This is a genomic window from Klebsiella sp. X13, from assembly GCF_003323835.1.
Lineage (GTDB): Bacteria > Pseudomonadota > Gammaproteobacteria > Enterobacterales > Enterobacteriaceae > Klebsiella > Klebsiella ornithinolytica.
In genome coordinates this window covers 4,808,711-4,830,220 of record NZ_CP030874.1, presented here as the reverse complement: position 1 = coordinate 4,830,220, position 21,510 = coordinate 4,808,711, and the positions used below count along the sequence as shown (strand labels likewise).

Genomic DNA, 21,510 nt, shown 5'->3' with positions numbered 1-21,510 from the left:
GTTTATTCGATCGACTGTAAGTCAAAACATTTATTTCATAATTAGCAATGGATGAAATGGTGGATCTTTGAGCTGCTTCGCAAATAATCGTACTTTCCAGCTCTAAGTCACATCGGGTACAGATGGCGTCGCAGCTGAATCTTATCGGGGGCGCTTTCTTGACGAAACTCGCGCACCGCGGCCGGGAAATGCGACGGTCATCACCAAAATAGAATTTCATTCTACGTCAACATTGAAATATAAGTTTCATTTTACTACGGTTATAGCACAGCAAAATCGGAACGGGGCCGCAGCGTTGGCCTTCCCACATCATGAGGCGAGAAGATGACGATCACAGGAAACTTTATTGGCGGGAAAACCGTCACCAGCAGCAGCAATGAAACGATGCCGGTGTATGACCCGGCGACGGGCAAGGTGGTGCGCGAAGTCACTTTGTCGACCGCTCAGGAAGTCTCTGATGCCATTCAGGTTGCCCGTGATGCGTTTGAAAGCTGGTCGCGCACCACGCCGCTACGCCGCGCCCGCGTCCTGTTCAACTTTAAAATGCTGCTTGAGCAACATGCTGAAGAACTGGCGGGAATCATCGTTAGCGAGCACGGTAAAGTCTGGTCGGACGCACTGGGCGAGCTGACACGTGGTCTGGAAGTGGTTGAATTTGCTTGCGGTATTCCACATCTGATTAAAGGTGAATACTCCTCTGATGTCGGCACCGGCGTGGACAGCTATTCGCTGATGCAGCCGCTGGGTGTTGTGGCGGGGATTACGCCGTTTAACTTCCCGGCGATGGTGCCGATGTGGATGTTCCCGCTGGCGCTGGCCTGCGGCAACAGCTTCGTCCTCAAGCCACCGGCGCTGGCCCCGACGGCCGCGGTACGCCTGGCTGAACTGCTGAAGGAAGCAGGCCTGCCGGATGGCGTCTTTAACGTTGTGCACTGCAGCAACGACGATGCCGAGCAGCTGTATACCGATCCGCGTATTGCGGCGGTCAGCTTCGTGGGCTCTTCCGGTGTTGCCGAATATATCTACAAAACTGCCAGCGCCCACGGCAAACGCGTGCAGGCCTTTGGCGCAGCGAAAAACCACGCGATTGTGATGCCGGATGCGGATCTGGATGCCACGGTGAATGCGATTATGGGCGGGGCGTTTGGTTCTGCGGGCGAGCGCTGCATGGCGCTGCCGGTCGTGGTCGCGGTGGGCGATGAAACGGCGGATAAGCTGATTGCACGTCTGAAGCCGCTGGTGGAAGCGCTGAAAGTCGGGCCGGGATGTATGCGCGGCAAAGAAGAGAACGAAATGGGCCCGGTGGTTTCCGATACCCATCAGAAGAAAGTGCTGGGCTATATCGATAAAGGCGCCAGCGAAGGGGCGAAACTGGTCGTCGACGGGCGTAAGCTGCGCGTGTCAGGCTATGATGACGGGTACTATGTCGGCGGTACGCTGTTCGACAACGTGACGCCGGATATGACCATCTGGCGGGAAGAGATTTTTGGACCGGTACTGGGTATTGTCCGCGTGGCGGACTATCACAGCGCGCTGGAGCTGGTGAACAGCCACGAATTTGGCAACGGCAGCGCCGTCTTTACCAGCAATGGACACACCGCCCGTGAATTCGTGCATGATGTCCAGGCCGGGATGGTCGGGGTGAACGTGCCGGTTCCGGTACCGATGGCTTTCCACAGCTTCGGCGGCTGGAAGCGCTCGGTATTTGGCGCCCTCAACGTCCATGGTCCTGACGGCGTGCGCTTCTACACCCGCATGAAAACCGCCACCGTGCGTTGGCCGCAAGGGCAGCAAACCGTATCTGAATTCAGCATGCCGACCTTAGGTTAATCGGCGAAGGAGAACGCCATGTCGTTACTGGCTAAATCACGAAAAGAGGGGCAGATCCAGCACATCACGCCGCAAAGCGCCGGCTGGCGCTATATCGGTTTTGATGTGTGGATGCTGAAAAAAGGGCAGAGCATTACGCTGGAAAGCGGCGAACGCGAGCTGTGTCTGGTGCTGGTTGCCGGGCTGGCGTCGGTCAAAACGACGAAGGCCGACTTCCCAGGGTTGGGACAGCGCATGTCGCCGTTTGAACGTACCCCGCCGTGGGCGGTGTACGTCCCGACGCAGGACAAGGTGGAAGTGACGGCGGATTCTGACCTTGAACTGGCGGTGTGCAGCGCGCCGGGTAAAGGTACGCTGCCGGCGCGGGTGATTCGTCCGCAGGATGTGGGCGTTGAGCATCGTGGCAAAGGGCGTAATCAGCGTCTGGTGCACAATATCCTGCCGGATAATGCGCAGGCCGACTGTCTGCTGGTGGTGGAGGTGTATACCGACGAAGGCGCCACCAGCTCCTGGCCGTCGCATAAACACGATACCGCGCAGCCGGGCAAAGAGACCCAGCTGGAAGAGACCTACTATCACCGTTTCGATCCGCCGCAGGGCTTCGCACTCCAGCGAGTGTATACCGATGACCGCAGCCTGGATGCCTGCATGGCACCGTACAACCACGATGTGGTGATGGTGCCGCGCGGCTATCATCCGGTCGCGACGATTGCCGGGTATGACAGTTATTATCTGAACGTGATGGCCGGGCCGGAGCGCAAGTGGTTGTTTACCTGGGAAGAGGACCACGCGTGGATCAATAGTCCTGACTATCCTCGTCACGACTGACGGATCGCAAGAGTTAAAAGGGCCGCTAAGTTTTGCTTAGCGGCCCTTTTTGTCTTCTGTTGTTCCCCGGTGGCCTTCCGGAGGTATTCCCCGGTGGCGCTGCGCTTACCGGGGCTACAATCGGGAGAGGGGCGCCCGGATCAGGTGCTGGTGCGGCAATCCGGGAGGTTTCGCGACGGCGCCGGTGATCTTCCCCGGTGGCGCTGCGCTTACCGGGGCTACATCGGGAGAGGGGGCAGGGTCAGGCGAGGTTCTGCTGGGTTTGCGGTTCTTTGCTGCTGTTCAGCGCCAGTGAAACGGCCAGCGTCTGGGCCAGGCACAGAGAGGCTACCTGGGAGCGGAAACCGTCAACCTGCGCTTCACGTACTACAAAGCAGACATCGCTGAAGGCCGCGAGCGGACTGACCTGGCTGTCGGTTATTGCAATCTGTCGCGCTTTGCGCTGGGCGCCAAGTTCAACCAGCTCGACCACTTCACGCGCGTAGGGCGAGAAGCTCACGGCGACCACCACGTCTTTCGGCCCCACCAGGCTCAGCTGCTCGGTGAACATGCCGCCGAGACCATCGATCAGGAACGCTTTACGATCAAGATGACGCAGCGCATAGGTCAAATAGGAAGCGACGCTAAACGAGCGGCGCAGGCCAATCACATAGATATTCTCCGCCTCCGCCAGCAGGCCGACCGCGCGCTCGAGATCATCGCCAGAGGTCTGCATCGCTAGCTGCTGCAGCGCCTGGGTATTCACCATGGTGAACATATTGAGAATTTCAGTTGGCGTTTCCGGCGGCGACGTTTCATCGTTGGTCGTCTGGCGGAACAGGCGCGCGCGTTCGGTGTAGTTGGCGGTCTCTTCCATCAGATGCTGTCTGAACATCTGCTTCATTTCGTTAAAGCCGCTAAAACCGAACGCATTGGCGAAACGGATTAACGTCGATGGCGGGACATCCGCCTGCTGGGCGATGGAAGCGACGGTATCGAAAGCGACGCTATTACTGTTATCCAGAATATAGCGTGCCACCTGTTTTAAGCGTTTGCTTAATGTGTCGTAGCGACGCCGGATTTCATCCTGCAGGATGGTCAGTTGGGTCGGATTATTGGCCATAGATTGCGCTCTGAGAAAATGAAAGGAATATAACTTCCAGTGTACCAAATGAAGCGAATTTTTCATTTTTTGCGATGAAATACGCGATTCATTTCACGAAGAAACAGAAAAAAAACCCGCACCGGGAGGTGCGGGCGGGTTTTATCGCGGTTAACCGCGGGCTTCACGCCAGTAGTCGATGAGCCTCAGGTAGTTTTGTTTCACCTCGCCAATCAGCGCCTCATCGCTCAGTTCGCCCGCCATCCAGCGTCGTGAAGGCTGACCAAAAATGGTACGTCCGACGGCGAAACCTTTGATGATCGGGTGGCCGGCGGCCTCGGCAAACCCGGCGCGCAGTCGATCTGACGGCGCATCGAGGCCCAGCAGCAGGATCCCGCGACACCAGGGATCTTCGCGTGCGATCAGACCCGCGATCTTCTCCCAGCTGGCGCTGGAGAGCGGCGGTAGCTTCCACCAGTCCGGCTGAATGCCAAGCTGGTAAAAATGTTCCAGCATCGTGTGGTAGTGGCGCTCGTCTTTATCCGGGCCATTTTCCGGGAGGATCACCTCCAGCAGCAGCTCGTGTCCGGACTTGTTGCAGGCCTGCCAGACTTCCAGCAGCAGCGCATCCTGCTCAGCCCGCAGCGGTGCCGGATCTGCCGGATGGTAGAAGACCAGGCATTTGACCACATGCTCCAGCGGCCAGTCGATCAGCTGGGAACCAATATTGCCGTGTTCCAGACGCAGCGGGCGCGAACCCGGCAGCTCGATAGGGCGACCAATCCACCAGCCTTTACCGGTAATGGCATTCAGCGAGCTCTGACCGTAGGTGCCGTCAGCGAGAATACCGCTCCGCTGTTCCAGCCCCGCCTCTTTGGCGGCCGCTTCGGCGGCAGCCAGCAGCAGCAGCTTGAGTTGGGGAATAGAGGCCGGATCGCATCCGGTTTCATGGGCCAGATCCGCCAACTGTTTACGATGATCAAAAGCGAAAATGCACAGCTCCGGCCACTGCTGACGGCGGCTGGTGACGCGGTGTAAATGGTTTAATCGCGCGTCGATATCCGGACGCGGGACGGATTCCGCCCGCAGCAGATAATCATCCAGCTCGACTTTGGTCGGCATCGCCGGCGCGCAGCCGTGGCGTGAGACTACCAGCGCGCCGCAGGCATTGGCGTAGCGACACGCCTGCTCCCAGCCTTCATCATTCAGCCAGCCGCGCAGCAGACCGGACATAAAGGCATCGCCCGCGCCCAGCACGTTGAGTACGTCAACCCGCACGCCCTGCTGGAGCGGAATGCTGTCCCAGCTATCGGGAATGTCGCCTTCCAGCACCACGCAGCCCATCGGACCCCGTTTACAGACCAGCGTCGCTTTAGTCGCATGGCGGACATTTTTCAGCGCCGTCAGCGTATCGGTGCTGCCGCCGGCAATATGGAACTCCTCTTCTGTACCGACCACTAAATCGAACAGATGGAGCACTTCCTGAAGCTGGCTGGTGACCGGACCGGATTCGATGAAACGCGTTTCACCGTCTCCCAGCGAGGTCAATCCCCACAGCACCGGACGGTAATCGATATCCAGCGCGGTGCGCAGACCGTGACGGCGGGCGTATTCCAGCGCCTTCAGGACGGCCGCGCGGGTGCTGGCATGAGAGAGGTGCGTGCCCGTTACCGCCAGCGCACGGGAAGAGGCGATGTACTCTTCGTTAATATCCTCAGGCACCAGCGCCATATCGGCACAATTATCACGGTAAAAAATGAGCGGGAAGGTCTCCTGATCTTTAATGCCCAGCATCACCAGCGCGGTAAGACGCTGTTTATCCGTGATCAGGTATTCGGTGTCGACCCCGGCCCGAGCGAGCGTTTCGCGTAGAAAACGACCATTGTGCTCATCGCCGACGCGCGCCAGCATGGCTGATTTTAATCCCTGAATGGCGGTACCAAAGGCTACGTTGCCGGAAGATCCGCCCAGATATTTAGAGAAACTGGCAACATCTTCTAGCCTTGCACCAATCTGCTGGGCATAGAGGTCGACAGCCACCCGGCCAATACAGATGACGTCGAGCCGCTTTACTGCTGCATTCATAGCTAGGTTTTCCTTTTGCATATCTGCTGTACGGAAGGGTCGGAATGCCGACAAGGTCTCCACACACAGCCTGAGGGTGAACGGTTATCCCTAGTTTGAGAAATAAATATTTCATTTGCAAATGAGATCGAAATTAAAAAACCAAAAGTGTGAGGGATCTACCACTCTGCCGCGCCAGGCCCCATTCTGCACAGGATCGAGGGCGCGGGTGACGTCTGGTGCGGCATGGTTCAGTAGGTGAGTGCTTTATGCATGATTTTAAAAGGGATAATTAAGCGGCGGCGCGCCTTGAACGGCCGATGGCGGGGTGACCGGGCTGGGTGAAACGGGTGAAACAGGGAGAGAGTTTGATCCCTCTCGCAAAATGAAATATTTTTTCTGTATTTCTATTTAATGAAAAAAATGTTTGCCTATAATCCAAAAGTATTCCAGTGGACGTTAACGATTTCCCGCGGCTGTGACAAGCGTGTAGCACGGGGAAAACGCGCTAACCCACACACAAATACTGAACAATAAGGATTGTGCAAGATGGGCAAACTGAGACTGACAATGGCGCAGGCGCTGGTGAAGTTCCTTGATAACCAGTTTCTCGACGTCGATGGCGAAGAGCATAAATTCGTAAAAGGTATCTTCGCCATCTTTGGCCACGGCAACGTGCTGGGGCTGGGCCAGGCGCTGGAACAAGACAGCGGCGACATGCGGGTCTTCCAGGGGCGTAACGAACAAGGTATGGCGCACGTCGCCACCGGTTTTGCCCGCCAGTCTCTGCGCCGCCAGATCATCGCCTGCACCTCTTCCGTCGGTCCGGGCGCGGCCAATATGATTACCGCCGCCGCGACGGCCACCGCCAACCGCATTCCTCTGCTGCTGCTGCCCGGCGATGTGTTTGCTACCCGTCAGCCGGACCCGGTGCTGCAGCAGGTTGAGCAGAGCTATGACCTGAGCATCAGCACCAACGACGCCTTCCGGGCCGTCAGCAAATACTGGGACCGCATTACGCGTCCGGAACAGCTGATGAGCGCCTGCATTAATGCGATGCGCGTCCTGACCGATCCGGCGGAAACCGGTGCCGTCACTCTCTGTCTGCCGCAGGATGTGCAGGGCGAAGCCTGGGATTACCCGGAGTCGTTCTTTGTGCGCCGCGTGCATCGTCTCGATCGCCGCCCGGCCAGCGCTGCCCAGCTGGCGGATGCGGTCGCGGCCATTAAGGCCAGCCGCAAGCCGCTGATTATTTGCGGCGGCGGTGTGAAATATGCCGGTGCCGGGGAAGCGCTGTCCCGCTTCGCGGAACGCTACGGCATTCCGTTCGCGGAAACCCAGGCCGGGAAAGGGACGGTAGTCTCCTCTCATCCGCTGAACGTCGGCGGCGTCGGTGAAACCGGCTGCCTGGCCGCCAACCTGCTGGCGAAAGAGGCCGATTTGGTTATCGGTATCGGCACCCGCTTTAGCGATTTCACCACCTCCTCAAAATGGCTGTTCCAGCACCCAGGCGTGCGTTTTCTGAATGTGAACGTCAGCAACTTCGATGCCTGGAAGCTTGACGGCATTCCGCTGCTGGCCGATGCCCGCGAAGCCCTGACGTCACTGGACAGCGCGCTGGCCGGCGAAGGCTGGCAGGCGAGCTGGGGGGCGCAGATCGACAGCGTCCAGAGCCGCCAGCTGAAAGAGACCCAGCGCGTCTATCAGGCCGTCTGGCAGGAAAAGGCTTTTGTCCCGGAAGTCGATGATGCTCTCGATCGCGAGTCGGTGTATCGGGAATTTCGTCAGATAACCGACTCCACGCTGACCCAGAGTAGCGTGCTGGGCGTACTCAATGAAACGCTTCCGGCGGATGCGGTGATTGTGGCGGCGGCGGGCAGCTTGCCCGGGGATCTGCAGCGCGTCTGGCGTAACCGGGCACCCAACACTTATCACGTAGAGTACGGCTACTCCTGCATGGGCTATGAAGTGAATGCCGCGCTGGGCGTGAAGCTGGCGCAGCCGCAAACCGAAGTCTATTCCCTGGTCGGAGACGGCTCTTTCATGATGCTGCACTCTGAGCTGGTGACCTCGTTGCAGGAGCGGGCGAAGATCAACGTTGTACTGCTCGACAATATGGCCAACGGCTGCATCAACAACCTGCAGATTGGCCACGGTATGGGCAGCTTCGGCACCGAGTTTCGCTATCGCTCAGCGGAGAACGGGCAGCTGCAGGGCGGCCTGGTGCCGGTCGATTTCGCCACTATTGCGGCGGGCTACGGCTGCAAAACCTGGCGCGTCACTACCCTGAATGAGCTGCGTCAGGCGCTGGATGCCGCGCGTCGCGAGACGATCAGCACGCTGATTGATATTAAAGTGCTGCCGAAGACCATGGTGCATTCCTACGGCAGCTGGTGGAACGTCGGCGTCGCCCAAACGGCCTTGTCAGAACGTATTCGCAAAGTTGCTGAAATGATTAATGAAAAACGCGCCGAAGCGCGGGATTACTAGAACAGAACGCTCACCTTGAACCCTACAGAATCACGGAGAAAACCACTATGTCACTCAAATTAGGTGTCATCGGCGCTGGCGCCATCGGTAAAGAACATATCCGTCGTTGCACCCAGGTCTTACAGGGAGCCACCGTGGTGGCGGTGTCGGATATCAATGCGGAGAGCGCACGTGCGGCGGTAGCGCTGCCGGGCGTGCAGGCGGAAATCTACACCGACGGCCACGATGTTATCCGCTCCGGCGATGTCGACGCTATCCTTGTCACCTCGTGGGATCCGACGCACGAAGAGTATACCCTCGCGGCGATCGCCGCCGGCAAACCGGTGTTCTGCGAGAAGCCGCTGGCGATGAGTGCGGAAGGCTGCCGACGCATTGTCGATGCGGAAATGAAAGCGGGCCGCCGCCTGGTGCAGGTCGGCTTTATGCGCCCTTACGATGAAGGCTACCTGGCGCTGAAAAAAGTCATTGATGATGGCGATATTGGCGCGCCGCTGATGCTGCATTGCGCGCACCGTAACCAGTCGGTCGGCGAGAACTACACCACCGACATGGCGATCACCAACACCCTGATCCACGAGCTGGACGTGCTGCGCTGGCTGCTCAACGATGACTACCGTTCGGTACAGGTGCGTTTCCCGCGCTCGACCTCTCACACCCATCCGCGCCTGAGAGATCCGCAGATCGTCTCCTTCGAAACGCGTAAAGGCACCCTGATCGACGTCGAAGTGTTCGTCAACTGCCAGTACGGCTACGACATCCAGTGCGAAGTAGTCGGGGAAACGGGGATTGCCCGTCTGCCGGAGCCATCTGCGATCCAGATGCGTAAAAGCGCCAATCTGTCGACCGCGATCCTGACCGACTGGAAAGATCGTTTTATCAAAGCCTACGACGTGGAGCTGCAGGCCTTTATCAATGATGTGAAAGCCGGCCAGCTGCAGGGACCGTCGGCATGGGACGGCTATGCGGCCTCCGTTGCGGCCGATGCCTGCCTGCAGGCGCAGGAGAGCAGCGAACCGGTCGCGGTGACGCTGCCCGAGTGCCCGGCGTTCTATCAGCGCTAATCCGTCTCCCGCTTACGGAACTTCTTTGAACAGGTAACGACGATGAAAATTGCTTTCGACGTTGATGTGATTCGCGATCTCGGGATTACCCGGATGGTCCACCAGGTTGCGGAATGGGGTTACAAGTACATTGAGCAATCGCCCCATCCGCAGATTAACCCGTTCTACAAACACCCGCGCGCCGGTCGGGAAGTGATTGCCGAGTACAAACAGGCGCTGCGTGAAACTGGCGTGGAGATCTCTTCGTTTATCTGCGTTTACCGCTGGTCCGGCCCGGATGAACTGCGCCGTCAGGCGGCGGTAAAAAACTGGAAACGGTTGATCGAAGTGGCGGTAGAAATGGGTGTGCAGGTGATCAACACCGAGTTTTCCGGCGATCCGAATCAGCCGGAGATCTGTGAAGAGATGTTCTATCGCTCGATGGACGAGCTGCTGCCCATTTTCGAGCGCGAAGGTATTCGCGTGGAGATTCAGGCGCATCCGTGGGACTTCTGCGAAGAACATAACGAAACCGTCGATATCGTGAAGTCGTTCCGTAGCGAGAATGTGAAGTACGTATACAGCGTTCCGCACACTTTCTTTTATGACAAAGGGAAAGGTGAGGTCGAGAAAATGCTGCGCTATGCCGGCGGCGATCTCTCACACGTGCTGATTGCCGATACCCGAAATCATACAAAGCACTGCCGCTATATCGTTAATCCGCCGGGCGTGGATGCCGCGGTCCACCAGCACGTTGGCGTTGGCGAGGGGGACGTGGATTTCGACGCGCTGTTCCGCACGCTGCGCGAAATGAACTTTGCTGAGCAAACCTTCAAAGTCGGCGGCGCGCCGATTGTGGCCGCCTCGCTATTTGGCTACCCGGAAAAAATGAAATACCAGGCAGTGGAAACCCGTGAACTCATCGAACGTGAATTGCTGCGTCGCTAAAGCGCGGCAACAGGAGCATTTTTATGAACAAAGATAATGTAAAACTGGCGATCGCCCCTATTGGCTGGACCAACGATGATATGCCTGAACTGGGCAGCGAAAATACCTTTCAGCAGATAGTCAGCGAAATGGCGCTGGCGGGGTTTAGCGGCAGCGAAGTGGGCAGCAAATACCCGCGCGATCCGGCGGTGCTCAAGCCGATGCTGGATATTCGCGGCATTCAGATCTGCAATGCCTGGTTCAGCACCTTTTTTGCCAACGGGCAGCGGGAAAAGACCATTGACGAGTTTGTGAATCACATGAATTTCCTGCAGGCGATGGGGGCGAAAGTGATTGGCTGCTCCGAGCAAAGCGGCAGCATTCAGGGGCTGGAAAAACCGATTCTCGGCGAGGCAAAACCTTGCTTCAGCGAGGAAGAGTGGCAGCGTGTCGCCGAAGGCTACAACACGCTGGGGCGCCTGGCCGCCGAGAAGGGCATGCAGGTGTGTCTGCACCACCATATGGGAACCGGTATTCAGACCACCGAAGAGATCGACAAATTTATGTCGCTGGTCGATGACAAAGTCTTCCTGCTGTACGACACCGGACATGCCTGGTATTCCGAAGGGGGCGAAGCGCCGATGCTGGCGATCCTCGAGAAATACCTGCCGCGTATTAACCACGTGCACCTGAAAGACGTGCGCCCGTCGGTCATTGAGCAGGTTCGTCGTGAAGGGCTGTCATTCCTTGATGGCGTGAAGAAAGGCACCTTCACCGTGCCTGGCGATGGCGTGATCGACTTCCGTCCGGTGTTCAAACTGCTGGACGATCGCGGCTATAAAGGCTGGATGGTGGTTGAAGCCGAGCAGGATCCGGCGCTGGCTAACCCCTTCGAATACGCCCTCAAAGCGCGTAAATACATTCGTGAAACGGCAGGAATCTAATCGTTGATCCACTTTCAGGCCACACAGCGTTGTGGCCTGCTTTTTTTCCGCTTTACGGGCCGCACCACAAAACCCGTCCATGGCAGGTTAACGCCCTGATAATCCCCCTCGCACCGCGCTGCTGCTGCCGAACGGGCCGCACAGCGAACAGTTCATCTTCTGTAATCCAGGAACACTCCCCGGTGGCGCGATGCTTACCGGGGCTACGGCTGGGGTCGGTGCGTAGCCCGGGCCAGGGGTTTATCCCGCTGTCCGGGAACCTCCCCGCTGGCGCTATGTTTACCGGGGTACGGTGGGTGTCGGTGCGTAGCCCGGGCAAGAGAGGCCGGTTTGTCGCACGCATAAGGCGTTGCAGCATTTTGTGATCCAGTCTGAAAAACGTGCACTTACGTCCGTCACCCCATTTACCTTCTCTTTGCAGGCGACATAGTATGGTCGTTAAATAAACGAACACTGTTCTATAATGTAGAACAAAATGATTCAGCAAGGAGATCTCATGCCGCAAACCGTGCAGTTCTCGGGGATTATTCCGCCTGTCTCCACCATTTTTACCGCCGATGGCCAGTTCGATAAACCGGGTACCGCCGCGCTGATCGACGACATGATCGCCGCGGGCGTCGACGGCCTGTTCTTCCTCGGCAGCGGCGGGGAGTTCTCGCAGCTTAATGCCGATGAGCGCAAAGCCATTGCCGCCTTCGCCATCGCCCACGTCGATCGCCGGGTACCGGTACTGATTGGTACCGGCGGCACCAACGCCCGGGAGACCATCGAACTCAGCCAGCACGCGCAGCAGGCCGGCGCCGACGGGATCGTGGTCATTAACCCCTATTACTGGAAAGTCTCTGAGCCCAACCTGATTCGCTACTTCCAGCAGGTAGCCGAGAGCGTCACGCTGCCGGTGCTGCTGTATAACTTCCCGGCATTGAGCGGTCAGGATCTGACGCCCGCGTTGGTCAAAACTCTCGCCGACTCGCGCAGCAATATTGTCGGCATCAAAGACACCATCGACTCGGTGGCTCATCTGCGTAGCATGATTGAGACGGTGAAATCGGCGCACCCGCACTTCTCGGTGCTGTGCGGTTACGATGACCACCTGTTTAACACCCTGCTGCTGGGCGGCGACGGGGCCATCTCGGCCAGCGGTAACTTTGCCCCGCAGATCTCGGTAAAGCTGCTGCAGGCCTTCCGCGACGGCAACCTGGCGGAAGCCGCGCGCTACCATCAGACGCTGCTGCAAATCCCGCAGCTGTACCAGCTGGATACGCCGTTTGTGAATGTGATTAAAGAGGCGATCGTGCTGTGCGGGCGGCCGATCTCCACGCATGTGCTGCCCCCGTCCTCTCCGCTGGACGAGGCGAAAAAGCGGCAGCTCAAAACGCTACTACAACAGCTCAGACTCTGCTGAACCGGAAAATTAAGATGGCAATAGAGACGATTTTCACGCCCCAGAATGATGCGTTTTATGCGGTCATCACCCATGCTGCCGGCCCGCAGGGTGCGCTGCCGCTGACGCCGCAAATGCTGATGGAGTCGCCGAGCGGCAATCTGTTCGGGATGACGCAAAACGCCGGCATGGGCTGGGACGCCAACAAACTCACCGGCAAAGAGGTGCTGATTATCGGCACTCAGGGTGGGATTCGCGCCGGCGACGGCCGCCCGGTGGCGCTGGGTTACCACACCGGCCACTGGGAAATTGGCCTGCAGATGCAGGCGGCGGCCAGGGAGATTACCCGCAATGGCGGGATTCCTTTCGCCGCCTTCGTCAGCGACCCGTGCGACGGGCGCTCTCAGGGTACGCACGGCATGTTCGACTCCCTGCCGTACCGCAACGATGCGGCGATCGTGTTTCGTCGTCTGATCCGCTCGCTGCCGACGCGTCGGGCGGTGATCGGCGTGGCGACCTGCGACAAAGGCCTGCCGGCGACCATGATCGCCCTGGCGGCAATGCATGACCTGCCGACGATTCTGGTGCCCGGCGGGGCGACGCTGCCGCCGACCTTTGGCGAAGATGCCGGTAAAGTCCAGACCATCGGCGCACGCTACGCCAACCACGAGCTGTCGCTGCAGGAAGCGGCGGAATTAGGCTGTCGCGCCTGCGCTTCGCCAGGGGGCGGCTGCCAGTTCCTGGGCACGGCGGGGACCTCGCAGGTCGTTGCGGAAGCGCTCGGCATGGCGCTGCCGCACTCGGCGCTGGCGCCGTCGGGGCAGGACGTCTGGCTGGAAATCTCTCGCCAGTCGGCGCGGGCGGTGAGTGAGCTGGATAATCGCGGCATTACCACGCGCGATATTCTGACCGATAAGGCGATCGAAAACGCGATGGTTATCCACGCGGCGTTCGGCGGCTCGACCAACCTTCTGCTGCACATTCCCGCCATCGCCCATGCGGCGGGGTGCACCATTCCTGATGTCGCACACTGGACGCGGATCAACCGCAGCGTCCCGCGTCTGGTCAGCGTGTTGCCGAACGGGCCGGACTACCACCCCACGGTGCGGGCTTTCCTCGCCGGCGGAGTACCGGAAGTGATGCTGCACTTGCGCGATCTTGGTCTGCTGCATCTGGATGCGATGACGGTCACCGGTCAGACGGTGGGAGAAAACCTCGACTGGTGGCAGACTTCCGAGCGGCGTGAGAAATTCCGGCAGTGTCTGCGCGAACAGGACGGCGTCGATCCGGATGATGTGATCCTCCCGCCGGCGCGGGCGAAAGCCAAAGGCCTCACTTCCACGGTGGCCTTCCCGGTAGGCAATATTGCGCCGGAAGGTTCGGTGATCAAAGCCACGGCGATCGATCCGTCGGTGGTGGATGACGACGGCGTGTATCGCCACACCGGACGGGCGCGGGTATTTGTTTCGGAAGCCCGGGCGATCAAGGCGATCAAAAACGGCGAGATCGAGCAGGGCGATATTATGGTGGTGATCGGCGGCGGGCCGTCCGGGACCGGCATGGAAGAGACCTATCAGCTCACCTCGGCGCTGAAACATGTCTCGTGGGGGAAGACGGTGTCGCTGATCACCGATGCCCGTTTCTCCGGCGTGTCGACCGGCGCCTGCTTCGGCCACGTCGCCCCGGAAGCGCTGGCGGGCGGACCCATCGGCAAGCTGCGCGATGACGATGTGATTGAGATCGTCGTCGACAGGCTGGCGCTCACCGGTCACGTCAATTTTATCGGTACGGCGCACCAGCGGCTGACGCCGGAAGAGGGGGCGGCAGAGTTGGCGGCAAGAACGCCGCATCCCGATTTGCACGCCCATGATTTTTTACCGGACGATACCCGCCTGTGGGCGGCGCTGCAATCGGTCAGCGGCGGGACATGGAAAGGCTGTATATACGATACAGATAAAATTATCGAGGTTATAAACGCCGGTAAAAAAGCGCTCGGTATTTAATTAAATTCAGCTGCAATGTCGTCTGCGGAAATAGTCCGCGGACGGCTTTTTTGCGTCTGCATTAAATACCATTATGCTTATTTTTTGTTTTTTGTAACCATTTAAAAATTAAGACGAAAAAATATTATGGCCTTCCCTTTTTTATAACGATGGCAATCACAAAAACCAAAAAACATAATTCATAAATTAAAAATGACCATTGCCGTAAAAATGCACATCTTCTTACACTCTATTAACACGAAAACGTGAACAGTAAGCACACGTATAATGGGTGATTTCCTGACGTTGCAGCGGGTATGTATTCCCTTTTCAGGTCCCTGACGTTTGCGCCATTCCACTCATTGGGGTTGGGGATAAATATGCAATTAACCATGAAAGATAAAATCGGCTACGGGCTGGGCGATACCGCGTGCGGTTTCGTCTGGCAGGCGACGATGTTTCTGCTGGCCTATTTCTACACCGATGTGTTTGGCCTCTCCGCCGGTATTATGGGCACGCTGTTTTTGGTTTCCCGCGTGCTGGATGCCGTCACCGATCCGCTGATGGGGCTGCTGGTGGACCGCACCCGTACCCGCTACGGCCAGTTCCGCCCGTTCCTGTTGTGGGGCGCCATTCCGTTCGGCATCGTCTGTATGCTGACCTTCTACACGCCGGACTTTTCCGCGCAGGGCAAAATTATCTATGCCTGCGTGACCTATATTCTGCTGACGCTGGTCTACACCTTCGTTAACGTCCCCTATTGCGCGATGCCGGGGGTGATTACGGCGGATCCGAAAGAGCGCCATGCCCTGCAGTCGTGGCGTTTTTTCCTCGCGGCCGCGGGATCGCTGGCGATTAGCGGGATTGCGCTGCCGCTGGTGAGCATCATTGGCAAAGGCAACGAGCAGGTGGGGTACTTTGGCGCCATGTGCGTGCTCGGGCTGACCGGCGTCGTGCTGCTGTATGTGTGCTTCTTCACGACCAGAGAGCGCTATACCTTCGACGTGCAGCCGGGCGCATCGGTGGCGAAAGATCTTAAGCTGCTGTTCGGCAACACTCAGTGGCGAATCATGTGTGCTTTCAAAATGATGGCGACCTGCTCCAACGTGGTTCGCGGCGGGGCAACGCTCTACTTCGTGAAATACGTGATGGACCACCCGGAGCTGGCGATGCAGTTTCTGCTCTACGGCAGCATCGCCACCATGTTCGGTTCGCTGGCCTCTTCGCGCCTGCTCGGGCGCTTCGATCGGGTGAAGGCCTTTAAAGGGATTATCGTGGTCTATTCCCTGATTAGCCTGCTGATTTTCGTTACCCCGGCTGACTATATCGCGCTGATTTTCGCGCTCAACATCGTCTTCCTGTTCGTTTTCAACACCACCACGCCGCTGCAGTGGCTGATGGCCTCTGACGTAGTGGATTACGAAGAAAGCCGCAGCGGCCGCCGTCTCGACGGACTGGTTTTTTCCACCTACCTGTTCAGTCTGAAGATTGGCCTGGCCATTGGCGGCGCGGTGGTGGGCTGGATTCTGGCCTACGTGAACTACTCCGCCAGCAGCAGCGTGCAGCCGGTTGAGGTGCTAACCACCATCAAAATCCTGTTCTGTGTGGTGCCGGTGGTGCTCTATATCGGCATGTTCACCATGCTCTCACTCTACAAGCTGACCGATGCCCGGGTGGAGGCCATCAGCCAGCAGTTACGTCAACATCGCGCGGCGCAGGAAGAGGGCGTCCCTGCTGCCGCTGCCGCGACATCCCATTAAGCAGGAGGCAATATGTACACGATAACTAACCCGATTCTGACCGGTTTTAACCCGGATCCGTCAATGTGTCGCCAGGGCGAGGATTACTACATCGCCACCTCCACCTTCGAGTGGTTTCCGGGAGTGCGGATTTACCACTCGCGGGATTTGAAAAACTGGTCGCTGGTGAGCACGCCGCTGGATCGCGTGTCGATGCTGGATATGAAAGGCAACCCCGACTCCGGCGGGATCTGGGCGCCGTGTCTGAGCTACGCCGACGGGCTGTTCTGGCTGCTGTATACCGATGTGAAAATCGTCGACTCGCCGTGGAAAAACGGTCGCAACTATCTGGTCACCGCCCCCTCTATTGAGGGGCCGTGGAGTGAACCGATCGCGATGGGTAACGGCGGCTTTGACCCGTCGCTGTTTCACGATTCGGACGGGCGTAAATATTATATTTACCGCCCGTGGGGGCCGCGTCACCACAGTGACCCGCACTGTACGATCGTCCTGCAGGAGTATTTCCCGCAGACGCAGACCCTGTCGAAGACGCGAAAAACCCTGTTTACCGGCACGGCGCTGCGCTATACCGAAGGGGCCCATCTGTACCATAAAGAGGGCTGGTACTATCTGCTGGTGGCCGAAGGCGGCACCAGTTATGAACATGCGGTGGTGGTGCTCAGAGCGAAAAATATCGACGGGCCGTACGAACTGCATCCGGACGGGACGCTGATGACCAGCTGGCATCTGCCGGAAAATCCGCTGCAGAAAAGCGGCCACGGTTCGCTGCTGGAGACCCACACCGGCGAATGGTATATGGCCTATCTCACCAGCCGTCCGCAGCGCTTGCCCGGTGTGCCGCTGCTGGCCTCCGGCGGGCGCGGCTACTGCTCGCTGGGGCGGGAAACCGGCATCGCGCGCATCGCCTGGCACGACGGCTGGCCGTCGGTGGAAGGGGGAAAACACGCGCAGCTAAACGTGCCGGGGCCGCAAATGGCTGAAAGTCGTGTCGTGGCTGATGAGCGCTGGCGAGAAGAGTTCAACCGCCCGACGCTCAACCCGGAACTGCAAACGCTGCGTATTCCCTTCGATGACACCTTAGGGTCGCTGAATGCCCGTCCCGGCTTTCTGCGCCTGTACGGCAACGATTCGCTCAACTCGACGTTCACCCAGTCCACCGTCGCCCGGCGCTGGCAGCACTTTGCCTTCCGCGCCGAAACGCGAATGGAGTTTGCCCCGCAGAATTTTCAACAGAGCGCCGGATTAACCTGTTATTACAACAGCAAAAACTGGAGCTACTGCTTCGTTGACTATGAAGAGGGACAGGGCAGAACCATTAAGGTGTTGCAGCTCGATCATAACGTGCCGTCGTGGCCGCTGCATGAACACCCGATCGCGGTACCGGATGCCGAGCAGAGCATATGGCTCCGGGTCGACGTCGACCATCTCGTCTATCGCTACAGCTACTCGTTTGACGGCGAGCAGTGGCACACCGTGCCGGTGGAATATGCCGCCTGGAAGCTGTCGGACGATTACATCGGCGGGCGCGGGTTCTTTACCGGCGCCTTTGTCGGCCTGCACTGCGAGGATATCAGCGGCGACGGCTGCTATGCGGACTTTGACTACTTCAGCTATGAGCCGGTAGTCGGATAACCCCTCAGGCCGGGTAGCCCAGCGCTTTCGATAGCTGGCGCCCGGCCTCTTCCAGCAAGGCGCGATAGCGCGCGAGCTCAGCCTCATCGACGCGAGAGGTGAGCGTTGACAGACTCAGTGCGGCAATGACCCGCGATTCATGGTTCCACACCGGTACCGCCACGCAGCGCACGCCCTGCTCATTCTCTTCGCTGTCCTGCGCATAGCCCTGGGCGCGGGTTTGCGCCAGCGCCGCCAGCAGCGCCTCGCGGGAGGTCAGCGTTGCGGGGGTAAACGGCGTGTACTGATAGCCTTCCAGCAGAGTATTTTGCTCCGCCTCGCTCAGCCAGGCGATCAGGACCTTACCGATCGCCGTTGCGTGGATGGGGAGCCGACGGCCGATGCGCGAGTAGGCGATAGCGGCGAGCCTGCCTTCGATTTTCTCGATGTAGACGCCTTCGTGGCCGTCAAGAATGCCGAGGTGAGTGGTCTGCCCGGTGCGCTGCGAGAGATCCGTCAGCCAGCTTTTCGCCTTCTGGCGAATATCCATCGTCCCTACGACAAAATGGCCGCGTTCAACCAGCTTCATGCCCAGGCGGTATTTGTCGTTTTCCGGATTCTGATCGATATAGCCGTGCAGCTGTAAGGTTTTGAGCAGCGAATGGAGGGTGCTTTTACTGAGGCCCATCTGTTTGCTGATATCGGTGATCTTCAGTTCCGTGGCTTGTTCGTTAAACAGGTCGAGGATCGTCAGGGCTCGTTCAACAGACTGAATAATAGGCATAATGCACGACTGCTCACGCTGGGGGGAAGGTGAAAACGTACCCTTTTTACGCTGAAAAATCAAACGGCTGGCGTGGAAAGGGCGAGCAATATCACCTCGGGGAGCAGGTTCCCGGGCGGCGGGGTAAACCCCTTGCCCGGGCTACGGTACGGCGCTGGTCTGTATCCCCGGTAAGCGTCGCGCCAGCGGGAGGTTACGGTACGGCGCTGGTCTGTATCCCCGGTAAGCGTCGCGCCAGCGGGAGGTTACGGTACGGCGCTGGTCTGTATCCCCGGTAAGCGTCGCGCCAGCGGGAGGTTCCCGGGCGGCGGGGTAAACCCCTTGCCCGGGCTACGGTACGGCGCTGGTCTGTATCCCCGGTAAGCAGCGCGCCACCGGGGAGAGGCGCCGGAGCGACAAGGGGCTTACTTCACCTCAGCGAGGGCGGTTTTGTCGACGTACGGCTTCATCAGGGTATCGGCCTCTTTCTGCGCCGTCTGCACCGCCGCTTCCGGCGTCACTTTGGCATCGTTAACCACCGCCGCCAGCTGGTTCTCCATCGCTTTACGCACGGCGACGGTCTCCCAGGTGGAGTACCACGGATGGGCGTACTTCAGCTGCTCCAGAGCAATCGCCGCGCGCGGATCCTGCTGCAGATAGGCCTTCATCTCCGGCGTATCGTACGAGGCTTTGCGCGGCGAGAAGTAGCCGGTGAAGCGGCTCCATGCGCCGTTGACCTGCGGGCTCACCAGATACGTCAGGAACTGATAGGCCGCTTTCTTCTGCGCGTCGTTGATACCTTTAAAGCTCACCAGGCTGGCGCCGCCGATCGGTACCGCACGCTGCTCTTTCGCCGGCAGCATCGCCACCCCGAGCTCAAAATCTTTGCTGTTCTCGCGCATAAAGCCCAGCGCGCCGGTGCTGAGCATCGCCATCCCGACCTTGCCGGAGAAGAAGCTGGCGCTGATCTGCTTCGAGTTGAGCACGCCGGAGGGCATCACTTTGTCTTTGTAGATCAGATCCTGCCAGAAGCGCAGCGCCCCGATGGTGGTCGGCGCGTTGTAGTAGACCTCGCCCGGATAGTCTTCGTTAAAGTATTTTCCGCCGTTGGCGCGTACCAGCGCCGAGAAGATCCAGCCGCCGTAGTCATCGTTGGTCGACGGCAGCATGATCCCCCATTGGCCTTTGCTCTCGTCGGTTAGCTTTTTGGCATCCGCCAGCAGCTCGGCCCAGGTCTGCGGCGGCTGCGCGATCCCGGCCCGATCGAACATCGTTTTGTTGTAGTAGAGGATCGGCGTCGAGTTATGGAACGGAATAGCGTAGGTGGTGCCCATCACCTGGGCGTTCTTATGCATTGCCGGCCAGAACTCCTTGACCAGGAAGTCCCCCGCTTTTTGATCGCCATACTGGAACAGATCGTCCATCGGCAGGATCTCATCCTTCAGCGCCAGATCGGTGGTGAAGTTGGCGGACATGATCACCAATGCCGGCGGCTGTCCGGCCTTCTGCGCCGATTCCGCTTTGATCTTGGTGGTGTCGTAGTTGCCGGTGAAGATCCCGCGCACTTCGACATCCTGCTGCGAATCGTTAAAGGCTTTGATGACGCGGGTCATCTCCATGGTCAGCTTGCCGTCTACCGGCGCCGGGAACATGAAATCGATCTTCTCTTTTGCCAGCGCCGCGCCGCTCAGCGCGAGGCTTAACCCAACCGCGAGAGCCGTCAGAGGTTTAAGCATGGTCAATCTCCTGGAGTAAATTGTGCTGTTGCTCAGCATGAAAAAGATGAATATCGGCAGGCGAGAAGCCGAGGATCAGCGTGTCGCCTTTCTCCGGTACCGCGCCGCGATGGCGGCGGCTAAAGCGCAGGGTGCCGATGGGGGTGCTGACGTGGAGCAGATAATCGGCTCCCATCAGTTCTCGTTGCAGGACGGTGGCACAGAGGCGCAGATGCCCCTCCTCCACGCGATCGCTGATATGTTCCGGACGAATGCCGAACCAGACCCGGGACTCGTCACGGTAGTGCGGCGGCAGCGGATGGCGCAGGTCGCCGAGCTGCACCTCGCCGTCGGCGCAGGGCAGCGACAGCAGATTCATCGCCGGTGAGCCGATAAACCCGGCAACGAACAGGTTGGCCGGATGGGCGTAGAGGTACTCCGGCCGCCCGACCTGCTGGACGTGGCCGCCGTTCATCACCACGATGCGATCGGCCATCGACATCGCCTCGGTCTGATCGTGGGTGACGTAGACGGTGCTGGTTTTTAGCTGCTGGTGGAGATCCATGATGCTGTCGCGTACTTCGCTGCGCAGACGCGCGTCGAGGTTGGAGAGCGGTTCGTCCATCAGGAACAGGCGCGGGTTGCGCACGATGGCGCGGGCCATCGCTACCCGCTGGCGCTGGCCGCCGGAGAGCTTCGCCGGCTTGCGGTCCAGCAGCGTTTCCAGCTGTAGCATCTGCGCCACTTTATCGACCCGCGGCTGCCAGCTGGCCTTATCTTCTTTCCGCACCTTCATGCCGAAGGTGATGTTGTCCCGCACCGACAGGTGCGGGAACAGGGCGTAGTTCTGGAAGATCATCGCGAAGTTGCGCTCGCGCGGCGACAGGGCGGTGATGTTCTGGTCGTGCAGCCAGATCTCGCCTTCGCTCACCGGCTCCAGCCCGGCCAGCAGGCGCAGCAGGGTGCTTTTGCCGCAGCCGGAGGGGCCGACCAGCACCACGAATTCGCCTTCGTGAATATCGAGGGAGAGGGCGTCGAGGGCCGGTTTACCGTCGAAACGCTTACTGATGTTTTGTAAACTAAGCATGAGA

At 58.9% G+C, this 21,510-nt stretch carries 15 protein-coding genes; 10 read left to right on the top strand and 5 right to left on the bottom strand.

Going from position 1 to position 21,510, the window contains the following annotated elements; translation table 11 throughout:
- Positions 1 to 324: 324 nt before the first annotated feature.
- The gene (locus tag DSD31_RS22995) at positions 325 to 1,830 is read left to right on the top strand and encodes a CoA-acylating methylmalonate-semialdehyde dehydrogenase (protein ID WP_004857345.1); all 1,506 of its coding nucleotides are present in this window, start codon (positions 325 to 327) and stop codon (positions 1,828 to 1,830) included.
- Between the two features lie 18 nt (positions 1,831 to 1,848).
- Positions 1,849 to 2,658 (top strand): 5-deoxy-glucuronate isomerase, encoded by an 810-nt coding sequence (iolB, locus tag DSD31_RS22990; protein ID WP_015585291.1) that lies wholly within the window; start codon positions 1,849 to 1,851, stop codon positions 2,656 to 2,658.
- A 241-nt stretch (positions 2,659 to 2,899) separates the two neighbouring features.
- On the opposite strand, the gene DSD31_RS22985 is transcribed toward iolB, so the two are convergent.
- Together DSD31_RS22985 and DSD31_RS22980 are read right to left on the bottom strand one after the other, a co-directional pair.
- Positions 2,900 to 3,760, bottom strand: coding sequence for a MurR/RpiR family transcriptional regulator (locus DSD31_RS22985; RefSeq protein WP_004857352.1), 861 nt, complete (start codon positions 3,758 to 3,760; stop codon positions 2,900 to 2,902).
- Positions 3,761 to 3,910: 150 nt separating this feature from the next.
- Positions 3,911 to 5,824, bottom strand: coding sequence for a bifunctional 5-dehydro-2-deoxygluconokinase/5-dehydro-2-deoxyphosphogluconate aldolase (locus DSD31_RS22980; RefSeq protein ID WP_004857355.1), 1,914 nt, complete (start codon positions 5,822 to 5,824; stop codon positions 3,911 to 3,913).
- A gap of 528 nt (positions 5,825 to 6,352) precedes the next feature.
- Here DSD31_RS22980 and iolD point away from each other — a divergent pair.
- The 8 genes from iolD (at position 6,353) to DSD31_RS22940 (ending at position 17,962) form a co-directional block, all read left to right on the top strand.
- The gene (iolD, locus tag DSD31_RS22975; RefSeq protein ID WP_004857359.1) at positions 6,353 to 8,293 is read left to right on the top strand and encodes a 3D-(3,5/4)-trihydroxycyclohexane-1,2-dione acylhydrolase (decyclizing); all 1,941 of its coding nucleotides are present in this window, start codon (positions 6,353 to 6,355) and stop codon (positions 8,291 to 8,293) included.
- A gap of 47 nt (positions 8,294 to 8,340) precedes the next feature.
- Complete coding sequence (gene iolG, locus DSD31_RS22970; RefSeq protein ID WP_004857363.1) at positions 8,341 to 9,354, top strand: bifunctional inositol 2-dehydrogenase/D-chiro-inositol 1-dehydrogenase; 1,014 nt, start codon at positions 8,341 to 8,343, stop codon at positions 9,352 to 9,354.
- Positions 9,355 to 9,396: 42 nt separating this feature from the next.
- Positions 9,397 to 10,281 (top strand): sugar phosphate isomerase/epimerase family protein, encoded by an 885-nt coding sequence (locus DSD31_RS22965; RefSeq protein ID WP_004857366.1) that lies wholly within the window; start codon positions 9,397 to 9,399, stop codon positions 10,279 to 10,281.
- Between the two features lie 23 nt (positions 10,282 to 10,304).
- Complete coding sequence (gene iolE / locus DSD31_RS22960) at positions 10,305 to 11,204, top strand: myo-inosose-2 dehydratase (RefSeq protein ID WP_004857371.1); 900 nt, start codon at positions 10,305 to 10,307, stop codon at positions 11,202 to 11,204.
- Positions 11,205 to 11,700: 496 nt separating this feature from the next.
- Positions 11,701 to 12,609: a dihydrodipicolinate synthase family protein gene (locus DSD31_RS22955; RefSeq protein WP_015585290.1), complete on the top strand. Its 909-nt coding sequence runs from the start codon at positions 11,701 to 11,703 to the stop codon at positions 12,607 to 12,609.
- A 14-nt stretch (positions 12,610 to 12,623) separates the two neighbouring features.
- Entirely contained in the window at positions 12,624 to 14,591 is a 1,968-nt protein-coding gene (locus DSD31_RS22950) for a YjhG/YagF family D-xylonate dehydratase (RefSeq protein WP_113991335.1), read from the top strand.
- 359 nt (positions 14,592 to 14,950) lie between these two features.
- Positions 14,951 to 16,330 (top strand): glycoside-pentoside-hexuronide (GPH):cation symporter, encoded by a 1,380-nt coding sequence (locus DSD31_RS22945; RefSeq protein WP_004857385.1) that lies wholly within the window; start codon positions 14,951 to 14,953, stop codon positions 16,328 to 16,330.
- 12 nt (positions 16,331 to 16,342) lie between these two features.
- Positions 16,343 to 17,962: a glycoside hydrolase family 43 protein gene (locus DSD31_RS22940; protein WP_104897053.1), complete on the top strand. Its 1,620-nt coding sequence runs from the start codon at positions 16,343 to 16,345 to the stop codon at positions 17,960 to 17,962.
- A 4-nt stretch (positions 17,963 to 17,966) separates the two neighbouring features.
- On the opposite strand, the gene DSD31_RS22935 is transcribed toward DSD31_RS22940, so the two are convergent.
- The 3 genes from DSD31_RS22935 to DSD31_RS22925 all read right to left on the bottom strand — a co-directional run bounded on the left by DSD31_RS22935 (position 17,967) and on the right by DSD31_RS22925 (position 21,506).
- Entirely contained in the window at positions 17,967 to 18,725 is a 759-nt protein-coding gene (locus DSD31_RS22935) for an IclR family transcriptional regulator (protein WP_004857393.1), read from the bottom strand.
- A 404-nt stretch (positions 18,726 to 19,129) separates the two neighbouring features.
- Positions 19,130 to 20,440 carry an ABC transporter substrate-binding protein gene (locus DSD31_RS22930; RefSeq protein WP_015585288.1) on the bottom strand — a complete coding sequence of 437 codons (1,311 nt, stop codon included), beginning with the start codon at positions 20,438 to 20,440 and terminating at the stop codon, positions 19,130 to 19,132.
- Positions 20,433 to 21,506 (bottom strand): ABC transporter ATP-binding protein, encoded by a 1,074-nt coding sequence (locus DSD31_RS22925; RefSeq protein WP_113991334.1) that lies wholly within the window; start codon positions 21,504 to 21,506, stop codon positions 20,433 to 20,435. The genes DSD31_RS22930 and DSD31_RS22925 overlap by 8 nt, the downstream gene beginning before the upstream one ends.
- Positions 21,507 to 21,510: the final 4 nt, after the last annotated feature.

Coding starts and splice junctions, on each gene's coding strand:
- DSD31_RS22995 (WP_004857345.1), top strand. CDS start 325: ATGACGATCACAGGAAACTTTATTGGCGGGAAAACCGTCACCAGCAGC.
- iolB (WP_015585291.1), top strand. CDS start 1,849: ATGTCGTTACTGGCTAAATCACGAAAAGAGGGGCAGATCCAGCACATC.
- DSD31_RS22985 (WP_004857352.1), bottom strand. CDS start 3,760: ATGGCCAATAATCCGACCCAACTGACCATCCTGCAGGATGAAATCCGG.
- DSD31_RS22980 (WP_004857355.1), bottom strand. CDS start 5,824: ATGAATGCAGCAGTAAAGCGGCTCGACGTCATCTGTATTGGCCGGGTG.
- iolD (WP_004857359.1), top strand. CDS start 6,353: ATGGGCAAACTGAGACTGACAATGGCGCAGGCGCTGGTGAAGTTCCTT.
- iolG (WP_004857363.1), top strand. CDS start 8,341: ATGTCACTCAAATTAGGTGTCATCGGCGCTGGCGCCATCGGTAAAGAA.
- DSD31_RS22965 (WP_004857366.1), top strand. CDS start 9,397: ATGAAAATTGCTTTCGACGTTGATGTGATTCGCGATCTCGGGATTACC.
- iolE (WP_004857371.1), top strand. CDS start 10,305: ATGAACAAAGATAATGTAAAACTGGCGATCGCCCCTATTGGCTGGACC.
- DSD31_RS22955 (WP_015585290.1), top strand. CDS start 11,701: ATGCCGCAAACCGTGCAGTTCTCGGGGATTATTCCGCCTGTCTCCACC.
- DSD31_RS22950 (WP_113991335.1), top strand. CDS start 12,624: ATGGCAATAGAGACGATTTTCACGCCCCAGAATGATGCGTTTTATGCG.
- DSD31_RS22945 (WP_004857385.1), top strand. CDS start 14,951: ATGCAATTAACCATGAAAGATAAAATCGGCTACGGGCTGGGCGATACC.
- DSD31_RS22940 (WP_104897053.1), top strand. CDS start 16,343: ATGTACACGATAACTAACCCGATTCTGACCGGTTTTAACCCGGATCCG.
- DSD31_RS22935 (WP_004857393.1), bottom strand. CDS start 18,725: ATGCCTATTATTCAGTCTGTTGAACGAGCCCTGACGATCCTCGACCTG.
- DSD31_RS22930 (WP_015585288.1), bottom strand. CDS start 20,440: ATGCTTAAACCTCTGACGGCTCTCGCGGTTGGGTTAAGCCTCGCGCTG.
- DSD31_RS22925 (WP_113991334.1), bottom strand. CDS start 21,506: ATGCTTAGTTTACAAAACATCAGTAAGCGTTTCGACGGTAAACCGGCC.